This window comes from Amycolatopsis sp. 505 (assembly GCF_031625235.1).
Taxonomy (GTDB): domain Bacteria; phylum Actinomycetota; class Actinomycetes; order Mycobacteriales; family Pseudonocardiaceae; genus Amycolatopsis.
Genome location: NZ_JACKQP010000001.1, coordinates 1,119,342 through 1,137,609 on the forward strand (window position 1 = coordinate 1,119,342; position 18,268 = coordinate 1,137,609).

General features: G+C 72.4%; 19 protein-coding genes. 8 read left to right on the forward strand and 11 right to left on the reverse strand.

Going from position 1 to position 18,268, the window contains the following annotated elements; genetic code table 11:
* Positions 1 to 33 precede the first annotated feature (33 nt).
* Positions 34 to 510 (forward strand): hypothetical protein, encoded by a 477-nt coding sequence (locus tag H5965_RS05435; protein ID WP_310968190.1) that lies wholly within the window; start codon positions 34 to 36, stop codon positions 508 to 510.
* Between the two features lie 51 nt (positions 511 to 561).
* On the opposite strand, the gene H5965_RS05440 is transcribed toward H5965_RS05435, so the two are convergent.
* The 3 genes from H5965_RS05440 to pheA all read right to left on the reverse strand — a co-directional run bounded on the left by H5965_RS05440 (position 562) and on the right by pheA (position 2,840).
* A complete protein-coding gene (locus H5965_RS05440; protein WP_310968505.1) occupies positions 562 to 1,200 on the reverse strand; it encodes a DUF4232 domain-containing protein in 639 nt (212 codons plus the stop codon).
* A gap of 117 nt (positions 1,201 to 1,317) precedes the next feature.
* Complete coding sequence (locus tag H5965_RS05445) at positions 1,318 to 1,935, reverse strand: histidine phosphatase family protein (RefSeq protein WP_310968191.1); 618 nt, start codon at positions 1,933 to 1,935, stop codon at positions 1,318 to 1,320.
* A complete protein-coding gene (pheA, locus tag H5965_RS05450) occupies positions 1,932 to 2,840 on the reverse strand; it encodes a prephenate dehydratase (protein ID WP_310968192.1) in 909 nt (302 codons plus the stop codon). Before pheA ends, H5965_RS05445 begins: the two co-directional genes overlap by 4 nt.
* A 98-nt stretch (positions 2,841 to 2,938) precedes the next feature.
* On the opposite strand from pheA, the gene H5965_RS05455 reads away from it, so the two are divergent.
* From H5965_RS05455 to H5965_RS05465, 3 genes are all read left to right on the forward strand, one after another.
* Positions 2,939 to 3,550: a macro domain-containing protein gene (locus tag H5965_RS05455; RefSeq protein ID WP_310968193.1), complete on the forward strand. Its 612-nt coding sequence runs from the start codon at positions 2,939 to 2,941 to the stop codon at positions 3,548 to 3,550.
* Positions 3,551 to 3,674: 124 nt separating this feature from the next.
* The gene (gene coaA / locus H5965_RS05460; protein WP_004558577.1) at positions 3,675 to 4,607 is read left to right on the forward strand and encodes a type I pantothenate kinase; all 933 of its coding nucleotides are present in this window, start codon (positions 3,675 to 3,677) and stop codon (positions 4,605 to 4,607) included.
* 220 nt (positions 4,608 to 4,827) lie between these two features.
* On the forward strand, positions 4,828 to 4,983 hold the full coding sequence (locus tag H5965_RS05465; protein WP_310968194.1) for a hypothetical protein: 156 nt from the start codon (positions 4,828 to 4,830) through the stop codon (positions 4,981 to 4,983).
* Between the two features lie 3 nt (positions 4,984 to 4,986).
* On the opposite strand, the gene H5965_RS05470 is transcribed toward H5965_RS05465, so the two are convergent.
* The 3 genes from H5965_RS05470 to H5965_RS05480 all read right to left on the reverse strand — a co-directional run bounded on the left by H5965_RS05470 (position 4,987) and on the right by H5965_RS05480 (position 9,054).
* On the reverse strand, positions 4,987 to 6,495 hold the full coding sequence (locus H5965_RS05470) for a hypothetical protein (RefSeq protein ID WP_310968195.1): 1,509 nt from the start codon (positions 6,493 to 6,495) through the stop codon (positions 4,987 to 4,989).
* Positions 6,496 to 6,683: 188 nt separating this feature from the next.
* Positions 6,684 to 8,045, reverse strand: a complete 1,362-nt coding sequence (locus H5965_RS05475; protein WP_396136861.1) for a DUF6880 family protein — start codon at positions 8,043 to 8,045, stop codon at positions 6,684 to 6,686.
* Positions 8,046 to 8,133: 88 nt separating this feature from the next.
* Positions 8,134 to 9,054: a nitrate- and nitrite sensing domain-containing protein gene (locus tag H5965_RS05480; protein ID WP_310968196.1), complete on the reverse strand. Its 921-nt coding sequence runs from the start codon at positions 9,052 to 9,054 to the stop codon at positions 8,134 to 8,136.
* A gap of 193 nt (positions 9,055 to 9,247) precedes the next feature.
* Here H5965_RS05480 and H5965_RS05485 point away from each other — a divergent pair, with 193 nt between their 5' ends.
* Complete coding sequence (locus H5965_RS05485) at positions 9,248 to 9,565, forward strand: nucleotide pyrophosphohydrolase (RefSeq protein WP_310968197.1); 318 nt, start codon at positions 9,248 to 9,250, stop codon at positions 9,563 to 9,565.
* Here H5965_RS05485 and H5965_RS05490 read toward each other — a convergent pair.
* Positions 9,562 to 9,888 carry a DUF3024 domain-containing protein gene (locus tag H5965_RS05490; protein WP_310968198.1) on the reverse strand — a complete coding sequence of 109 codons (327 nt, stop codon included), beginning with the start codon at positions 9,886 to 9,888 and terminating at the stop codon, positions 9,562 to 9,564. The genes H5965_RS05485 and H5965_RS05490 overlap by 4 nt on opposite strands.
* Positions 9,889 to 10,015: 127 nt before the next feature.
* Entirely contained in the window at positions 10,016 to 11,383 is a 1,368-nt protein-coding gene (locus H5965_RS05495; RefSeq protein WP_310968199.1) for a 3'-5' exonuclease, read from the reverse strand.
* A gap of 191 nt (positions 11,384 to 11,574) precedes the next feature.
* On the opposite strand from H5965_RS05495, the gene H5965_RS05500 reads away from it, so the two are divergent.
* Positions 11,575 to 12,372, forward strand: coding sequence for an excalibur calcium-binding domain-containing protein (locus tag H5965_RS05500; RefSeq protein ID WP_310968200.1), 798 nt, complete (start codon positions 11,575 to 11,577; stop codon positions 12,370 to 12,372).
* Positions 12,373 to 12,386: 14 nt separating this feature from the next.
* Entirely contained in the window at positions 12,387 to 14,642 is a 2,256-nt protein-coding gene (locus tag H5965_RS05505) for a helicase-associated domain-containing protein (RefSeq protein WP_310968201.1), read from the forward strand.
* Here the strand turns inward: H5965_RS05505 and H5965_RS05510 are convergent.
* Both H5965_RS05510 and H5965_RS05515 read right to left on the reverse strand, forming a co-directional pair.
* The gene (locus H5965_RS05510) at positions 14,612 to 15,262 is read right to left on the reverse strand and encodes a class F sortase (RefSeq protein ID WP_310968202.1); all 651 of its coding nucleotides are present in this window, start codon (positions 15,260 to 15,262) and stop codon (positions 14,612 to 14,614) included. The genes H5965_RS05505 and H5965_RS05510 overlap by 31 nt on opposite strands.
* Positions 15,259 to 15,726, reverse strand: a complete 468-nt coding sequence (locus H5965_RS05515; protein WP_310968203.1) for an excalibur calcium-binding domain-containing protein — start codon at positions 15,724 to 15,726, stop codon at positions 15,259 to 15,261. The genes H5965_RS05510 and H5965_RS05515 overlap by 4 nt, the downstream gene beginning before the upstream one ends.
* Positions 15,727 to 16,010: 284 nt before the next feature.
* On the opposite strand from H5965_RS05515, the gene H5965_RS05520 reads away from it, so the two are divergent.
* A complete protein-coding gene (locus H5965_RS05520; RefSeq protein WP_043788689.1) occupies positions 16,011 to 16,637 on the forward strand; it encodes a response regulator transcription factor in 627 nt (208 codons plus the stop codon).
* Positions 16,638 to 16,830: 193 nt separating this feature from the next.
* Here H5965_RS05520 and H5965_RS05525 read toward each other — a convergent pair whose 3' ends face one another.
* Entirely contained in the window at positions 16,831 to 17,949 is a 1,119-nt protein-coding gene (locus tag H5965_RS05525) for a histidine kinase (protein ID WP_310968507.1), read from the reverse strand.
* Between the last annotated feature and the right edge of the window lie 319 nt (positions 17,950 to 18,268).

The window sequence follows — 18,268 nt, forward strand, 5'->3', positions numbered from 1 at the left end:
ATAGCTCCTCACCCAGGTGGTGAGGAGGCAGTCATGCGCACCGTGGACCCGGGGACCGGCACCGACGCCGATCCGGACTTCGACGAGCCTTCGGAGGAGGCCGAGGTCAAGCCGCCCCCGCCGGCACGCCGGTTGCTCGTGCTGTGCGCGGTGGCCGGGTTCGTGCTGGGCGGCAGCGTCCTCGGGCTCCTGTGGGGACTGTCCGGAGTGCACGCCGGCGCGCTCGACGACGCCGTCGCGGCGTGCCAGGCGCTCGACCGGGTGGGCGAGCTGCCCGACACGAGCCGGGACACGCAGCCGTCGCTGACCCCCGCCCTCAGCGGGGAGCGGCTGCACCGGATGGTGGCCGCGCGCGAGCTGTCCGCGGCCGCCGCCCAGGTGAACGCCAACTACCAGCCGCTGGCCGACCACATCGACGGCGTCAGCCGGATGGTGCTGAGCCTGCACTTCAACGACATCTCCGGCCAGCGGCACCTGACCGAGGCCAAGGAGATTTGCGGCAGGATCTGAACAGCCGGGCGAAGCCCGTCCGTTGAGGGCGGTGGCGGGGCGGGGTCCGGGTTAGGCTGGGTGGACCGTCTTCACGGCCAACTGGTTGCCGGGGATCTTCGTGCCGGCGCAGCCCGTGCCCTCCGAAGGCACGAAGTTCGACGCGGTCTCCTGCGGCAGGTAGATGCGCAGGCCGCGGACCGCCGTCGGCTGGCAGGCGCCCGGGTCGAAGTTCCGCACGTTGACGAACTGGATGTCGGCGGCCGCGGTCTGGCCCGGGTTCAGCTTGACGGCGTTGCCCTTGGTGCCTTCGCGGAAGGCGTCCTTGCCGACCTGGTGCCCGTCCGGGCCGGCCACATAGGACACACCCGGGAAGCCCTGGATGGTGCAGGGCTTCGCGCTGGAGTTCGTGATGAGCAGCGGCCGGTACACCGAGCCGGCGCCCGCGTCGCCCTGGCCGAGCGAGAGCTTGACGTCGCCGGCCTTGCACAGCCCGTCGTCCGCGGGCTGGGCGACCGGCGGCGCGGCCGGCGTGGCGGACGCGCTCGACGTGGCGGTGGTGACCGTGGGGGTGGCGGTCGGCGACTCCGAGCTGGACGGCGTCGAGCTGGACGCCGCGTTCGTGGTGCCGCCACCGCCGCAGGCGGAGAGCGCGAGAACGCCCGCCGAAGCCGCGACGACCGGGAACAACCGTGAAAGCTTCATGTCAATCGCCTCCCTGGTGTGGTGCTACTGGGTAGACGTACCGGGACGCGGCCGGGTTGGCTGCTTTCGTAAATTCCCCACCGGACGTGTTCTAAACGTGACGGAATCACACTTTCGGGGTCTTCAGAGCGGGGTGTCGACCCAGGTCAGGCACCGCCACTGCCCTTCCGGCTGCGCCACCAGTTCCACCAGCCCGGTGTTCGGGATCAGCGCCGCGTTGGCGACGTCGGCGTGCACGTTCGGGGCCAGCCATTCGCCGGTCAGCCGGATCGCGCCACCGTGGCTGACCAGGGCGATCACCCCGTCCGGGTCGGCCTGTTCGTGCTTGGCGCGCAGCCGGCCGACCGCGTCCAGCATCCGGGTGCGCACGCTGGTGCCGCTCTCCCCGCCGGGCAGCGACGGCGCCAGCTCGCCGAGCGTCCAGCGCCGGACCGTCTCCATGTAGGTCCGGATCGACGCGTGGTCCGTCGCCCCTTCGAGATCGCCCGCGACGACCTCGTGCACGCCGTCGACGACCTGCACGTCCAGGGAAAACCGGGCGGCCAGCGGCGCCGCCGTCTGCTGGGCGCGCGTCGCCTGCGACGCATACACCGCGACCAGCGGCTCCTCCGCCAGCCGCGCGGCGAGGGCGTCCGCCTGCCGGCGGCCGAGGTCGGTCAGCGGCGGGCCGGGCAGGGCGGTGTCCAGCGCGCCGCGGACGTTCCCGTCGGTCTGCCCGTGGCGGATGAGCAGCAGCCTCACGCCATGTCCCCCTTGCGCACCGCGTCGGCCCACACGGCCGCTTCGACGAAGTCGTCGTTGCCGAAGCCGTCGACGATCGTGGTGGGGACGCCGTCGGCCCGCGGGTGCGAGCCGAGGAACCGCAGGTTGCGGCAGTGCCGGCGCAACGCCGTCAGCGCGTCGAGGACCCGCGGCTCGGCGACGTGGCCTTCGAAGTCGATGAAGAAGCGGTACTCGCCGAAGTTGTTGCGCGTCGGGCGGGCGTCGAGCCGGGTCAGGTTGATGCCGCGGCCGGCCAGCTCGGTGAGCAGCTCGGCGAGCGTGCCGGTGCGGTTCGCGGCCGCGGCGACCACGGACGTCCGGTCGGCGCCCGTCGGATCCGGCAGCTCGCCCGGGCGGCGGACCAGCAGGAACCGCGTCGCCGCGTCGGGCACGTCGGCGACCTCGGTGGCCAGCACTTCGAGGTGGTAGTGCTCGTTCGCGACCGGCGCGCAGACCGCCGCGTCGAAGTCGCCCTCCAGCACGCCGACCGCGGCGGCCGACGTCGACGAAGACGCCACCGCGTGCGCGCCCGGCAGGTTCGCGTCGAGCCATTCGCGGACCTGGGCCAGCGCGTGCGGGTGGCTGGCGACGGTCCGGATCTCCGAGTTCCCCGGCCGGGTCAGCACGCTGAAGTGGACCGGCAGGATCGTCTCGGCGACGGCGACCAGCGGGGTCGACTCGCTGAACCCGTCGAGCGTGGTGGGCACCACGCCTTCGACGGAGTTCTCGATCGGGACGCACGCCGCGTCCGCTTCGCCGGCGCGGACCGCGGTCATCGCGAGCCGGACGGTCTCGTACGGGATCAGTTCTTCGCCGGCGGCGAGCACCCGCGCGGCCTGTTCGGTGAAGGTCCCTCGGGGGCCGAAGTATGCGATCCGTGACACAGCACCCAGGCTACGGGGCCCGGGCGTGGCGACATTCACTCGGACAGCCGGTACGGGAACCGGTTACGCCGGGTGGCATTTTTTGCGATGCTGAGCGGGTGACCGCCGAATCGGGCACGCACACCGGACGTGAGGGCGCCAAGCCGCCGCTCGCCCCCCGCGCACCGGAACTGGTGCTGTGCGCCGTCGATGAACCACTCGCCGCCGCCTGGACCGCCGCCGCGCAGAAACTGGCCGGCCGGGTCCGGGTGCACCGCGGGTCGGTGCTCGACGTCGTCGCCCAGGCCGTGGTCAGCCCGGCCAACTCCTACGGCTGGATGCGTGGCGGCATCGACGCCGTCTACGCGCAGGCGTTCCCGGGCGTGGAGCAGAGCGTCCGCAGCGCCGTCCTGGCCTTCCACGGCGGCGAGCTGCCGATCGGCGACGCCGTGGTGGTGCCGACCGGCGAGGCCGAACCGGCCTGGCTGATCAGCGCCCCGACCATGCGGGAACCCGGCGAACGGCTGCCCGCCGACACCGTCCACCCGTACCTCGCCGCCCGCGCGGTGTTCCTGACCTGGCGCGACGGCCGGCTCGACCACGGCCCGGTGCGGGAGTTCGTCGACACGATCGCGATGCCGGGCCTCGGCACCGGCGTCGGCGGCGTCGCCCCCGCGACCTGCGCCCGGCAGGTTGCCGCGGCCTGGGCCGAAGTCTTCGGAAAAATGTGACGCTGGGTGATCAACCCCCGGTAGGGGGTGGACTACGTCACAGCGCTTTCACCGGCCGTAAGCCCTACCGTTAATCACGCAGGTGAACGTCCGCCAGTGCAGGCGACGGCCGGAGGAGTGTGCGATGACCCGGGTCCGCGAACTCAGCCCGTATGTCGAGCTGCACCGGGAACAATGGAAAGAACTCAGGAGCTCGACCCCGTTGCCGCTGACCGCGGCCGAGCTGCTGCGGCTGCGCGGTCTGGGCGAGCAGGTCGACCTGGCCGAGGTGGCCGACGTCTACCTGCCGCTCTCCCGCCTGATCAACCTCCAGGTCGCCGCCCGCCAGCGGCTCTACGAAGCGACGACGACGTTCCTCGGTGACGACTCCCGCGGCACGAAGGTCCCGTTCGTGATCGGCATCGCCGGGAGCGTGGCGGTCGGCAAGTCGACCACCGCCCGCATCCTGCGCACGCTGCTCGCCCGCTGGCCGGACCACCCCCGCGTCGACCTGGTCACCACCGACGGCTTCCTGTACCCGCGCGCCGAGCTGATGCGCCGCGGGATCATGCACCGCAAGGGGTTCCCGGAGAGCTACGACCGCCGCGCGCTGCTGCGGTTCGTCACCGAGGTGAAGTCGGGCGCCGAGCGGGTCGCCGCGCCGGTGTACTCGCACCTGGCCTACGACATCCTGCCCGGCCAGGAGCAGGTCGTGCAGCAGCCGGACATCCTCATCGTCGAGGGCCTGAACGTGCTGCAGCCGGGACCGCGGCTGATGGTGTCCGACCTCTTCGACTTCTCGATCTACGTCGACGCGCACACCGACGACATCCAGCGCTGGTACATCGAGCGGTTCCTGGAGCTGCGGCACACGGCGTTCGCGGACCCGGCGTCGCACTTCCACCACTTCGCCGGCCTGCCCGACGACGAGGCCCGCGCCGAGGCGCGCCACCTGTGGCACTCGATCAACGAGCCGAACCTGATGGAGAACATCAAGCCGACCCGTCCCCGGGCGACGCTGGTGCTGCGCAAGGACTGCGACCACACCATCAACCGGGTCCGCTTGCGCAAGCTCTGACCTGGTCACGCACCTCGTCACCCACATGCCGCGCTTTGGCACGCTGAGCGAAGGCGCGAACACGATTCGTTGACCGGTGACGACTCTCCGCGCCGGAAACCGGCCGTTCGGCCGAGGCGGGCCGTTGAGCCGTAACCGGTTGGCCGATACCGGGCATGCGTTGTGAAAGCGACCCTGAAGGAGTTAGGAAAACGGCTCTGAGCTGGGGAGGAGGCCCACGATGTTCACCATGATCCTCACGTGGGTCGGTGCGGTGCTCGGTCTGGCCTTGCTGATCGCGATGGCCGCGGGAACCTTCGTCGTCGACTTCGACGACCGGCTGCAGGAGCGCCGCAGCAAGGCGAAGCCCGCGGACCACGCGGGCCCCCTCCCTTAGCGATCAGAGCTCGGCCAGCGCCTCGACGTAGGCGTCGGCGTCGTATTCGAGGTTTTCCGCGTCCAGCAGGCTGTTTTCCAGTGTGTCGATGAGCTGCTCGAAGATCTCGTCGCGGTCGAGCTCACCCTCGCCGAGGCGCTCGGCGGCCTGCCAGACCTCGGCGGGCTCGTTGTCCCACAGCTGGTCGACGATCGTCGCGCGCAGGATCAGCCGCTGCTCGTCCTCGTCCTCGTCGGCCTCGGCGATGACGAGTGCGCGGCGCTGGTCGGCGTCGGTCGGGTCGAGGTCGACCTCTTCCTCGTCGATCTCCGTGGTCGTCGACGGCACCGCGAACATCCGGCGCTCCAGCGCGTCGGCCAGTTCGGTCGGCGACAGGTCGCCGGTGTCGGCGAAGTAGCGCTCCAGCGGGGAGTCGTCCTCGTCGGTGTACTCGCTCAGGTAGTCCTGGACGGCTTCGTCGAGGGCGGCGATCGCCGTCTCGGTCAGGTGCGCCCGCTCGCCGGTCCACTGCACCCAGGCCAGCACGACCGGCTCGACGGCGTCCTCGTGGTCGGCGTCGAGTTCGTACTCCTCGCCGAGCAGCCCCTCGAGGAACCGCGCGATCTTCTCCGGCCCGACGCGCAGCGGGTTGCCCGGGTCGGTGCGCAGGCCGTGCTCCAGCAGCAGGCTGCCGATCGAGCGGGCGGCGCCGGCGTCCTCACCGCTCGCCGCGACGAACTGCTCGACGACGGCCGCGCGCTCGGCGTCGGACCACTCGGCGACCTCGGGCACGAGCGCCGGTTCCGGCAGCGCGCGGCACCAGGTGAGCGCGACGGCGTGGAAGCGGGCGTAGTCCTCGCTGACGTCGGCCTCGTCGAGGTGGTCGGTGGCGGCGAGGCCGTCCGCGATCAGGCGGTGGGCTTCGGCGGGGTCGACGGCCTCGAAGAGGACCAGCTCCGGGTCGGCGTCGGACTGCTCCCGCATCTCGGCGACGACGTCCGCGGGCCCGTCGATCACGACGAGGTCCCGGACCCGGCCGCCCTCGGTGAAGTCGAGCAGCGCGAGCAGGCCGTACGCCTGGTCGCCGTGGGTGAAGACGCAGAGCAGGGACGACTCGTCGCCGTAGACGTCCCCGGTCCGCCAGCACTCGCCGGCGGTGACCCGGCCCAGCCCGGCGGCGAAGGCGGGCTCGGGGATGCCGCGGCCGAGGACGACCTGGAGTCCGGCGTCGGCGGCCTTGCGTTCGACGTCGGTCTCGGCGACGACCTTGAGGGCGGCCAGCAGCGCGGCGGCGCCCGGCGTGATCTTGCGCTGGGCGAAGCCGATGAGTTCCAGGCCGAGCGGCTCTTCGCCGTCCTCGACGGGCAGGTCGCGGAACTGGCCGAGCACCTCGGAGGCGAGCAGTTCGACGTCGACCGGCGCGGGGTCGGCGCCCAGCGCCGAGAAGTCGTTCAGGACGTCCTTGAACAAGCCGGTCACGCTGTGCGTGACGGGCTGCGGCTGCCTCTTTCGGGCGCGACTCACCGGGCTCATGGCCTCATGCTTTCACTTCACCGCGAGCGGGTCGCGGTGGCCCTGGCGCGGGTCCCGCCGGGTGCTCGACGGGGAGGCGCCGAGCCTGGACGACGGAACTGGGCCACCGCGACGCCTGGCGCGCTCACGATGTCCCGGTGCACGTGAATCACCGGTTCTCCCGGGTCAACGAGGGCTGCGCTGCGAGGTTACGGGCTTTTGGGGGTCCGGGTGGCGGAGCCCCCGGCCCGGGGCGAAGCCCCGGTTGTCACGGCTTTCGGCAGCGCTATCCTGGCCGCCCGGATTTCCGTGATCAGGCGGGTTTTCCGCCGGTGGTTTTCCACCAGAGCGGCCAGGTAAGCGGTGAATTCGTCCGGCGTTTCGGCGCGCTTGTGCAAGGTGCGCAACAGCTTCAGCCGGCGGGCGGCTTCCCGGTAGGCCTGCGGGTCCTTGCGCTCGATGAGCTCGTCGACGTGTTCGCGGAGGACCGGGATCGCCTCGGCCGGGTGCTCGGCCGCCCGCTGTTCGGCCAGTTCGAGCTTGAGCTCGGCGGACGCACCGAACCGGACGCAGGCGCGCCAGGCTTCGTCGGGACGGCCGTCGTCGAGCAGGACGCGGACGAGCTCGCCGGCCTGTTCGGCACCTTCGGCGGCACGTTCGCGCAGGCGAGCGAGCGCTTCCCGGCGCTGGGTCGTCCACTTCCCGTCGTTCGTCGCGGCCTCGCGCAGGGCCGCGTAGGTCCCGAGGCCCGGTTCGGCGTCGAATTCCTTGCGACGGCGGGAGGTTTCGCTCTCCGGCTCCGGTGCCGGCGGCTGCTTGTCGTGGGTGAGCGCGCGGGCGGCGTGCGCGATGGCCTCGCTGTGGCGCCCGGCGGCCCGCAGCACCCGGACGATCTTGAGGCTGACGTCCACCCGCGGCGGCTTGGCCGACAGGATCGCCACCAGCTCGTCGACGTCGCCGAGCACCTCGGCCAGCTGCTCCCGCAGCCGTTCGGCCACGTCGCGGCGGTGGCCCGGCCCGTTCGCCGCGAGCACGTCGTCCACAGTGGACTTGATCCGCTTGAGCCCCGGCTCGCCCAGTGCGGACGCGAACTCGGCGAGGTCGATCACCGGGCGGCCGGGGCCGTCGAACTCGACCTCGAGGATCCAGTCGGCCAGCTTCTCCGGGTCCGGCGGCCGGGCGGCGCACGCGCGGGCGTACAGCTCGACGGCCCGGTCCAGCCGGTCCGCCAGGTCGCCGGCGTGGTCGCCGGACTGCTCCAGCACCTCGCTGATGTCGTCGACCGTGCGCCGGGCCAGCGGGGCAAGATCGGCGCGGCTGCCGGCGTCGAGCATCCGCTGCAGCGTGTCGAGGACCGCGCCGATCTTCGCGGTGTACTCGACGTTCCCGTCGGTGACCGCGGTGTCGAGCAGCCGGTGCGCCTCGCTGACGTCACCGGATTGGGTGGCCGCGCGCAGTTCGAGCGAGTGCCGCAGCTCGGGATCGCGCTCGGCTTGGGCGTACAGCAGGTCCGCCAGCGTCTCCGCGTCCAAAGTGCGCAGGTAGAGGCGAAGATCCGAGAGGGGACTCACGCGCACCAGTCTGCCCGACGGGCGCCAGCACGCGTGTGGGCCAACCGCGTGCTCTTTTCGGAGTAATCAGTTACGGTGGGTGAGCACCTCATCGGCGGCGCAGGTCGTCGAACACGGCTTTCAGCGGCCACGGGTCCGGGATCCCCGGCCGTCGTGACCGTGCGTGGCGGGGTCGCGGGATGGCCGGGTGGACGGTCGGCACCATGATCGGGACGACCGGCACCGGCACCCGCGCCACGAGCCGCCGGACCACCACCATCAGGAGCACGGCGAACAACAGGAGCGCCGTCCCCGCGGCGAGGGCACCGGCGAGGGTGCGGCGGCCGTCGTCGAGCGTCAGCTGCACGGCGTACTGGCTCTGCTGCGTGTACAGCAGGCCGAGCTGGGCGGACACGGCGTAGGAAGCGTTCCGCCACGTGGGCTCGGGCACCGGAAGCGGTTCGGCGGCGGTGAAAGCGTTCTCGGCGGCCGCCAGCCTGCTCCATTCGGCGCTACGCGTGAGCGTTTCGTACGCCATCCGGCCACTCTCGGTGAGCTGCGGGACGACCCGGGCCAGCTCGGCCCGGTAGGAGGCGACGGCGGAGGTGAACGACCCCCGCGTGACGTTGTCCAGCCCGGCCAGGGCGAGGGAATCGGAGCGATCCATGCCTTCGGCGACGGAAAGCAGCTCGACGGCGGTGGTCTGCTGGTAGCCGGACTCGGCGTCCGGGGCGTGGCGCGCGTACTCGCGCAGCCCGGCGATGGCGGACTCGATCCGCTGGGTGTAGCCGGCGTACGCGGCACTGCGCTGCTCGGGCGCGGCCATCGCCGCGCTCCGCTCGGCCTGCAACGCGACCACCGCGCGGGCCGTCCGGTCCGCCGCGGCCGCCGTCTCCACGGCCAGGTCCCGGGTCCGAACCGCTTGGTGGATCAGGAGAATCGCGATCACGACAGCCACGGCGACGAGCGCGCCACCGGGGATGAACGCGATGCCCAGCATGCGGCCGCGGACGGATCGCAGGTACTTCAAGACGTTCCCTTCCCAGCCTTGGTCCCCGCAACAATCCCGACGAAGTTCAACCTATTGAGTGAGAGATTCACCGGTCAACGCCCGTCCGCCATACGGCCGCTGACGCACTGTGATTGCCGGGCTTCGCCCGGGCCGGGGGCTCCGCCACCCGGACCCCCGAAAGCGGTGGTGACCACCAGGCACAATGCCGCCCGTGACATTCGACGACGTAACCCAGCGGCTGCGCGCTTTCGCCGCGGCCCGTGCCTGGGAGCCGTACCACACCCCGAAGAACCTCGTGATGGCGCTTTCCGGCGAAGTCGGCGAGCTGACCTCGCTGTTCCAGTGGCTGACGCCCGAGGAATCCGACGCGTGGCGCGCCGATCCGGCGCTGGAGGGCAAGGTGCTGGACGAGATCGCGGACGTCACGCTGTACCTGCTGCAGCTGGCCGACCGCCTCGGCGTCGACCTGGCCGCGGCGGCCCACGCGAAGATCGACCGCAACGAGGTCCGGTTCCCGCCGCCGGCCTAGCCCCAGAACACCCCGCAGGGGTCGCGGTCGATCTCGGCGAGCAGCGCGGGCGGCGTGCTGGCGACCGGCCCGTCCGGGTGGCTCAGCCACTGCCCGTCCCGGTCGGCCCACCACACCGACCAGATGCCGAACTCGTCGAACCGCAGCTGCGCGATCTCCTGCTCGCTCCAGTCGGCCCCGGCCTGCGGCGCGCGGCGTTCGACGATGGTGACCGCGCGGCCCCGCGTCCGGCACTCGACCCGGACCCGGTCCTGGAGGTGCTCGGGGACGCGCTGCGCGCACCACCGTTCGATCTGCCGCAGCGCGAGCTCCGGAATTGCCATGACTCCAGTGAACCGGACCGCGTCACCCGGCGCGCAGGTGGGCGAGCACGGCGTCGTAAGTGTCCCGCCAGCACCCGATCAGGCAGACGGGCCGTTCAAGTGGATCAGCCGCGGCACCGCACCGAGGCTAGCGCGCCACGGGCTCGGCGAGCCACCAGCCGCCGACCAGAGCCCCGACCCCGAACGCGGCGAAGAAGATCCCGGCGGCCACCGGTGTTCCGCCGAACATCGCGAGGACGACGATGACCATCAGCAGCAGCCCGATCCCCATCAGGATCCGCCCGCCGACGAGCTTCGACGTCGCGGCGGGTGCCGCGGCCGGCCGGGCGGGCGGTGGTTCGAACCCGAGGGCGACCGGTGCGGACCCGACGTCGAGCAGGACGGCACCCAGCTCGGCGGCCCGCGTCAGCCGGGGCTCGTTCGCGGGCACGGTCTCGTCGGCCACCAGGTGGGTGACGCTCGCGGTCAGCTTCTTCGCCAGCTGGACACCCTCGGCGAGGACGCGGGCCCGCAGCCGGTCCGCCGCGATGCCGGCGCCGAGCACCAGCACCCGGGTCGGCTTGCCGCCCGCGCTCGGCCGCAGGTCACCGGCGCCGGCGACGCCGAGCGCGGTCGCCACCTGCCGCAGTTCGCGCGCTTCCGCCGCGGTCACCACGCCGTCCCGTTCCGCGATCTCCCGCAACGCGGTCACGAACTGTTCGTGCGTCGAGCGCACGTGCGCTTCGGACAGCCCCGCCTCGCGCGCCAACGCGGCCAAGGCCGTCACCTCGTCCGGTGTCAGGTGCTGATCGGCGACGACCCCGGCGAGCAGGTCCAGGTAGGCGTTCCCGGCTCCGCCGTCGGGGATCCGCTCGACGGCCTCGGCCATCCACCCCGGCTCGGCGGGCGGCTCCTCGGCGCGGGGAAGCAGCCGGCCGCCGGCGAACCGCGGCAGGCTCGGGAAGGCCGGCGGAGTCGCGAACGTCAGGCCGTACCGGCCGAACAGGACGGTCGCCAGCCGCGCGATCGTCCGCGCCGCCGACCGGGCCGAGGGCCCGGTGGGCACGCCGAGGGCGTGCGCCACGGTGGCCGTCCGGTAGTTGGGCAGCCGCAGCACCGACCGGGCGGCCGCCGTCGTCGAAACGCCCGGCAGCGCGGGCACCCGGACGCCGAGTGCCCCGATCTCGCGGTCGAGGAACGCCCCGGTGAAGGCCGGGTCGTGCGCCACGACGACGCTGCCGGCGCAGAGGTCGAGCAGCGGGCCCAGCACCTCGCCGAACGACGGTGCGCCGTCGAGTTCGGCGCGCGTGATGCCGTGGACGAGCGGCACCTCCGGCCCGGGGTCCACCAGCGTCGAAAGCTCACCGGCGAGCGTGCCGTCGGCGTGCACCCGCACCGCGGCGAGTTCGACGACGCGGCCCGGGCGCAACCCGGTGGTCCGGATGTCCAGTGCGGTGAAGTCGAGACCGTGCGCGGGGAAGCCGCCGGTGCCGAGCAGCGCGAGGGATTCGATCACGTCCGCAGGTCGTTTCCCGATCGGCTGTTGTGACAGCTTTTCGGCGTGCGGCCGTGGTTCGTGACGTGATCGTGACGGCAACATTCCGCCGGATAACGACTGGTGGTCGATCACGGGCTCGCGCGTAACAACGGCGGGAGATTTCCCGAGTACACCGTCGGCACGTCGCTCGAGGAACGAGGAAATCCCGCATGCAGCCGAAGAAGCGCTTTCCGAACTGGCTGAAGATCGTCCTGGCCGCATTCGCGGTCCTGTTCGTGCTCGGCGCGATCTTCGGGAAGGCACCCGAGCCGAAGGTCACGACCGCCGCCGCCCCCGCGTCCTCGACACCCCCGCCGACCAGCACGACCGCGTCCCCGACGCCGTCTCCGGTGGCCGTCACCTACACCGTCGGCAGCGTGACGGACGGGGCCACCGTCGTCGTGAACGGCAGCGACGGCACCACCAGAACGGTGCACGTCCTCGGCGTGATCGCCCCGCTCGCGAGCAACGGCTGTTATGCCGCGGAATCGCTCACCTGGGCCGCCTCGACGCTTTCCGGCAAAGCCGTGACGCTCGGCGCGGAAACGGCGCAGGGCATCGCCGTGACGCTGGCCGACGGGCAGGACTACGCGACTCTGGCGATTCAGAACGGCTATCTCAAGTACGCGACCGCCGCCGCATTGCCGGCGCTCGCCGCGACCGAAACCGCGGCGAAGACCGCCGTCAGCGGGCTGTGGGGACCGCCGTGCCGCGGAACCATCGATGCGCCCGCGCCCGCACCGACCTCCGCCCCCGCACCGGTCGCGACGCCGAAGCCGGCCCCGGCCACCAAAGCGGCTCCCCCGCCCGCGCCCGTGGAGACCACCGAAGAACCCCCGGCCCAGAGCGCGTACTACGCGAACTGCGCCGCGGCGAAGGCCGCCCACGCGGCGCCGCTGCACCGCGGCGAACCGGGTTACCGGTCCGGGCTCGACCGCGACGGCGACGGTGTCGCCTGCGAACGGTGATCTAGCCTGGGCCGATGACGACCGACGGCGAACTGCTCGGCCGGCTCACGGGCCTGGACCAGGACGCCCTCGCGAAGGTGCTGGCCCACCGGCCGGACGTGCTGGCGGAGCCGTGGCCGCGGCGGCTGGACGTCGTCGCGGCGCGGCTCGCCTCGGCCGGGTCCGTCGATGCCGCCTTGCTCGGGTTGCCGATGCCGTTGGTGCAGGTCCTGCGGGCCGTCCAGCTGTGTTGCGCGCTCGGGCAGCGGCCGGTGCCCGTCGCGGACGTCGCCCGGCTGCTCGGCGCCACCGACGTCGAGTCCTATGTGGACGAAATCGCCGACCGGGCCCTGCTCTGGCGGGACGGGGACGGCATCACCCTGCCGCAGCTGCTGCACCGCACCGGCTTCGGCGCCGAAGGGCTCGGCCGGCCGGTCGCGAGCCTGCTCGAAGAACTCGGCACGCCCCGGCTGGCGAAGCTGGCGCAAGCACTCGGCGTCACCGCGAAGAAGGCGGAGCTCGTCCGCTTCTTCCGGGACGGCGACCGCGTCCGCGAACTGTTCGCCACCGCGCCGGAGGAGACGCGGAAGCTGTTGCTGGACATGGCCGACGGCGTTCCCGAGGTCCAGGGCATCGCCCCGGCGGGCTGGGCGCACGACCACGGTTTCCTGTTCGGGACCTACCACGGCACCGTGGCCATGCCGATCGAAGTGTCGCTCGCGCTGCGCGGGCCCGGCCACCAGCTGCCGTTCACGCCCGCGGAACCCGAGTGCACCGTCACCCCGATGGGAGCGGCCGAGGCGGACTCGACGTCGTCGGCCGCCGCGCTGCGGTTGCTCGACCGCGTGTCGGCGATCCTCGACCTGGCCGCCGCGGAACCGTTGCCGCTGCTCAAGGACGGCACGATCGGGGCCCGGCTGGTCAAGAAGCTGGCCAAGGACACCGGTGCCACGCCGGCGGAGATCCAGCTGGCCGTCGACCTCGCCGCCCAGGCGGGGCTGCTGCTGGCCGACGAGCCACCGCCGCCGCGCCGCGGCCATAAGGCACCCGCGCCCACGCTCGCGCCCAACCCGGACCTCGCCCGACCCGAGCCGGCGCTGCTCTACCGGTTGCTGCTGACGACCTGGTGGGACCCGGTGCCCCCGGAGTTCGGGACCGACGTCGAGGCGCTGGTGCGGCGGCTGCTCGTGCGGCTGTTGGCCCGGCTCGCGCCCGGCGACGCCGTGACCGACGTCGACGCGCTGATCGAGCTGGCCGGGTGGCACGCGCCGCTGCTGCCGTCCGACGACTTCGGCGGGCTCGTCCGGGAGGCGCTCGGGGAGGGCGAACTGCTCGGCGTCATCGCGCACGGCGCCGTCACCTCGGCCGGACGCGCCCTGCTCGCCCCGGAGAGGCTCGTCGAAGTCACCGGCGAACTGGTCTCCCGGGCGCGCACGACGGCGTTGTTCGGCACCGACCTGACGGCGATCGTGCCCGGCTCACCCGACGCCCGGCTCGCCGCGCTGCTCGACCGCGTCGCCGATCGGGAGGCGCAGGGCACCGCGACCAGCTGGCGCTTCTCGCCGGCGTCCGTGCGGCGGGCGTTCGACCAGGGCGTTCAGGTCGCCGAACTGCTCGGCGACCTGCGCGGCGTCGCCACCGGCGAGCTGCCGCAGCCGCTGGTGTACCTGGTCAACGACGTCGCGCGGCGGCACGGCGAGGCGCAGGTGATCGACGTCGCGAGCGTCGTCGTCGGCGAGCCCGCCGTGCTGGCCGAGCTCGCCGCGCACCGGAAGCTCGCCAAACTCGGCCTGCGCGCGGTGGCGCCGACCGTGTTGACGTCCACTGTGGACGCCGGTCGTACGCTGGAGGCGTTGCGCGAAGCGGGTTACGCGCCGACCCGCCACGCCGCGGACGGCAGCATCGTGCTGCCCGCCCGCGACCAGGCCGAGCCGACGGTGGCCGTCCGCGACCCAGAACCCGGCGAACAGCCACCCGATCCCGCCGGCCACGCCGAGCGGTTGCTGGCCGCCCCGGTGACCGGCCCGGCGCTGCTGCGCGGCCAGCTCGCGCGGGCGATGAGCGACCGCTACGCCGGCCGGCTCACGCCGAAGCAGCAACAGCTCTGCTGGCAGCTCGAAGCCGGGCTGCCGGTGGACATCGCGTACGGCGGCGAGCACCTCGTCGTCGCCTACCCCGAGCTCGACGGTGACGTCCTGGACGTCTGGTCCCTCCACGAGCGCACCTACCGGCGGCTCGAGCTGGCGCGGATCGAGCTGGCTCAGGCCTCGACGGCGGTGAGCCTCGCGTAGGCCACGACGTTGTCGAGGTAGTTGCCGCTCGACCGGTCGAACGCCCCGCCGCAGGTGATGAGCCGCAGCTCGGGGTCCGGGGTGTCGCCGTAGACCTCGTCGGTCGGGAACGCGGCCTTCGCATAGCGGTCGACGCGGTAGACGGTGAAGACGGCGATCCGGCCGTCCGCGCGGCCGACCCTGGCCTGTTCGCCCGGCCGCAGGTCCTTCAGGCGGGAGAACGCGCCTGGTACGTGCTTGTAGTCGACGTGCGCGGCCAGCACCGCCGGGCCGGTCTCCCCGGGCGACGGCGCGCCGGTGAACCAGCCGACGGTCGTGGCGTCGCCCGGGACTTCCAGCGCGCCGTCCGGCGTCAGGCCCAGGTCCTTGATCTCCCCGGCCCGCACGCCGATCGCCGGGATGGTCAGTGACGCCGGTTTCGCCGAGGGGAGGCCGTCGGCGGTCGTTGCCGTGGGGTGCGCGAGGCTCGCGGTGCCCACCGGGTCCGGGGCGGCCGGGCTCGGCGGGGCGATCTCCTGCGGTGCCTTCGGCGCCAGGACGAGGACGAGGGCCACGGCCACGACGACGCCGAGCGCGGCGACGACCGCGGTGACCGCGGGCCACAGACGCGGGTGCCTCAACTCGGGCGCCGGCGCAGGTAGAGCACCATGCCGCCGGACACCGACGCGGCGAACAGCGTGCCGCTGAGCACGAGGAAACCGGGAACGTCGTCGTCCGGCTCACCGCCGCCGGTGGCGACGCCGCCGACCGGCTTGACCTTCACCTGGCCGCCGGTCTTTTTGGTGTCCTTCTTCGGCGGAGTGGTGGTCTTCTTCGTCGTGGAAGTTGTTGCGGTGGCCGGCTGCTTCGGCCGGTGCGGGAGCGTTTCGCAGGCGATGCCGTTCTTGTCGCGGTCCAGGCCGTTCGGGTCGCCCGGCGTGGCGTCGAGGACCGCCTGGGCTTCCTCCTGGTACTGGAAGTCCGAGCAGTCTTTGTCGGCGGCGAGCGGGGTCGCGAGCTGCGCGGAAGCGAAGGGGACGGGGCCGAGGAGAGCGAACCCGGCAACGGCGGCGGCCGTCGTCAAGGCACGACGAAACAGGGACAACGGAATTCCTTCCGAACGGAATCTGGGGCGATTGCGTGGTTACTATCGCCGTCTCGGCGACGCTGTTACGGACGTTTCCGGAATTCCGGAAATGCCAGCGCTCCACGAAGAGCGACAGGTTCCGTGATTCTTTCGCGTTTCGGTGTTGACCTGCGGATTCACCGCCAGGAATGCCTCCCGGCCGGAATGTTACGGGCCGCGCGGTCACACCTTTGAGGTAATTCACGTGTGACGGTGCCGACCGGCCGCCACCGCGGCGCCCGCACACCCCGTAGCCTCGGGGTATGCCGATCCAGGTACTGCTCGTCGACGACCACGAACTGGTCCGCCGCGGGCTCCGCGACCTCCTCGGCGACGAGCCCGACATCGAGGTCGTCGCCGAGGCGAGCAGCGTCGAAGAGGCCCTGGCGGTGGCGATGCACGTCGAGCCGGAGGTCGCGGTGGTCGACGTCCGCCTCGGCGACGGCGACGGCATCACGCTCTGCCGCGAGCTGCGCTCGAAGCCGAACCCGCCGGCCTGCCTGATGCTCACCGCGTTCGACGACGAAGAGGCGATGGTCGGCGCGATCATGGCCGGCGCGGCGGGGTACCTGCTCAAGCAGGTGCGCGGGCAGGACGTCGTGAACGCGGTCCGCGAGGTGGCGGCCGGGCGGTCACTGCTGGACCCGGTGAGCACGGCGCGCGTGCTGGACAAGATGCGCCACCCGCCGACGGACGAGCTGGCGACGCTCACCGAGCGCGAACGCGACGTGCTCGAGCTGATCGGCCAGGGCTTGTCGAACCGCGAGATCGCCGAGCGGTTGTTCCTCGCGGAGAAGACGGTCAAGAACTACGTCACGTCGGTGCTGGCGAAGCTCGGCATGCAGCGCCGGACGCAGGCGGCGGCCTGGATCGCGCGGCGCGAGAAGTAACCATCCGCAGCTGCCGCGTCCGCAATCCGCCGTTCGCTGCGACCTTTCCCGCACCTCGTCACGGTCAGCCATGTCGATCAGGTCGTTTCCCGACCGAGATTCACTCGAACGTGAGTCGAATATATGTTCGATGGCCCGGTAAGATCAATGTCGAGGGCGTGGAAGGGAGGCTGGATGACCCGAGAAGGATGAGTCAGTCGAGCGGCAGGTCGAAGGCGACGAGGGTGCCGAGGCTGGGTGAGGAGTTCAGGAAGAACTTCCCGCCCGCGGCGTCCGCGCGTTCGGCGAGATGGCGCAGCCCCCGGGTGGCCACGCCTTGGGGAACACCGGAACCGTTGTCCCGCACGCGGAGTTTGACGCCGCCGGAGTCCCTGGTGAGCGTCACGCGGGTTTCGCTGGCGCCGGAATGCCGGACCACATTGGACAGTGCTTCCCGCAGCGCGGCCCGGATGTGGTCGGCGCGTTCCGCGGGGATGTCGGCGAATTCGCCGGACAGCTCCAGGGTCGGCGGGTAGCCGAGCAGCTCGCCGGCGATGCGAACCTCGCCGCGCGCCGACTCGGCGAGGTCGGTGGGCGTGCCGGTGTCGTGGCGAGGCTCCGGCGACCGCAGCGCGCGCACGGTGCCGCGGATTTCCTCGATGGTCTGGTCGAGCTGGTCGATGGCATCGGAAAGCCGAGCCCCATCGGCCTGGGCGAACCGCTTGCGCATGTTCCGCCGGACGCGGTCCAGCTGCATCCCGGCACCGTAGAGCCGCTGGACGATGACGTCGTGAAGCTCGCGGGCAATGCGCTCCCGCTCTTCGTAGAGGGCAACGCGATGGCGCGCGTTGGCTCCTTCGGCGAGCGCGAGGACAACCCCGGCCTGGGCAGCGAAGGCGACAAGCATCTCGACGGTGCCCGCGGAGAAGGGCTCCCGCCCCCGTTTCCGGTAGACGGTGAGCGACCCGAGCACCCGCCCCCCGGACCCGAACGGCGCGGCCGCGAAGGGACCGTAGCCGTGGAGTTCGGCGGGCACGTAGGGCGCGGTACGAGGATCGACGGTGAAGTCTTCGCTGGACACGGGTTCACCCCCGCGGGCCACCTGGCCGGCTGCGGAGTCGGCGGGAAGAGCCAACCCCCGCAGCGACTCGCCAGTGGACCCTGTGCCGGGCAGCGCACCTGGTTGCGGGGAGCGAGCATCGGCCGCCGGGCTGGCGAAGTCCGAGCTGCCGACGAGCTGGTCCGGGTCGCCAGGACGCGCATCGTCCGCCGCCGCGCTGGAGCCGGACGCTCCGCCGAGCGCCGCGACGGAGTCCGCACTGCCGCCGCCCAGCGCTGCTGGCGGCTCGCCTGCGTCGGTGCCCGGCCCTGGGCCGCCGGAAGGCTGAGCCGAGCCGGCCTCGCCCGCCGGTGCAGTGGGCGCGCCGGAGTCCGCGCTGCGCAGCGGGGCCGAGTCGCCGTGGGGCACATCGCCGAGCGCCTCGAGCGGCTGGCCGGCGTCGGCACCCAGTCCCGCACCGCCGGAACTCGGGCTGCTTGCCGGATGGGGGGTGGCGTAGTGGGCGGCCTCGACCACGACCCGGCCGTCCTCCGTGCTCACCATGGCCAGGCCCAGGTCGGCGTCGGCCAGCTCGGCCGCTCTGGCCACGACC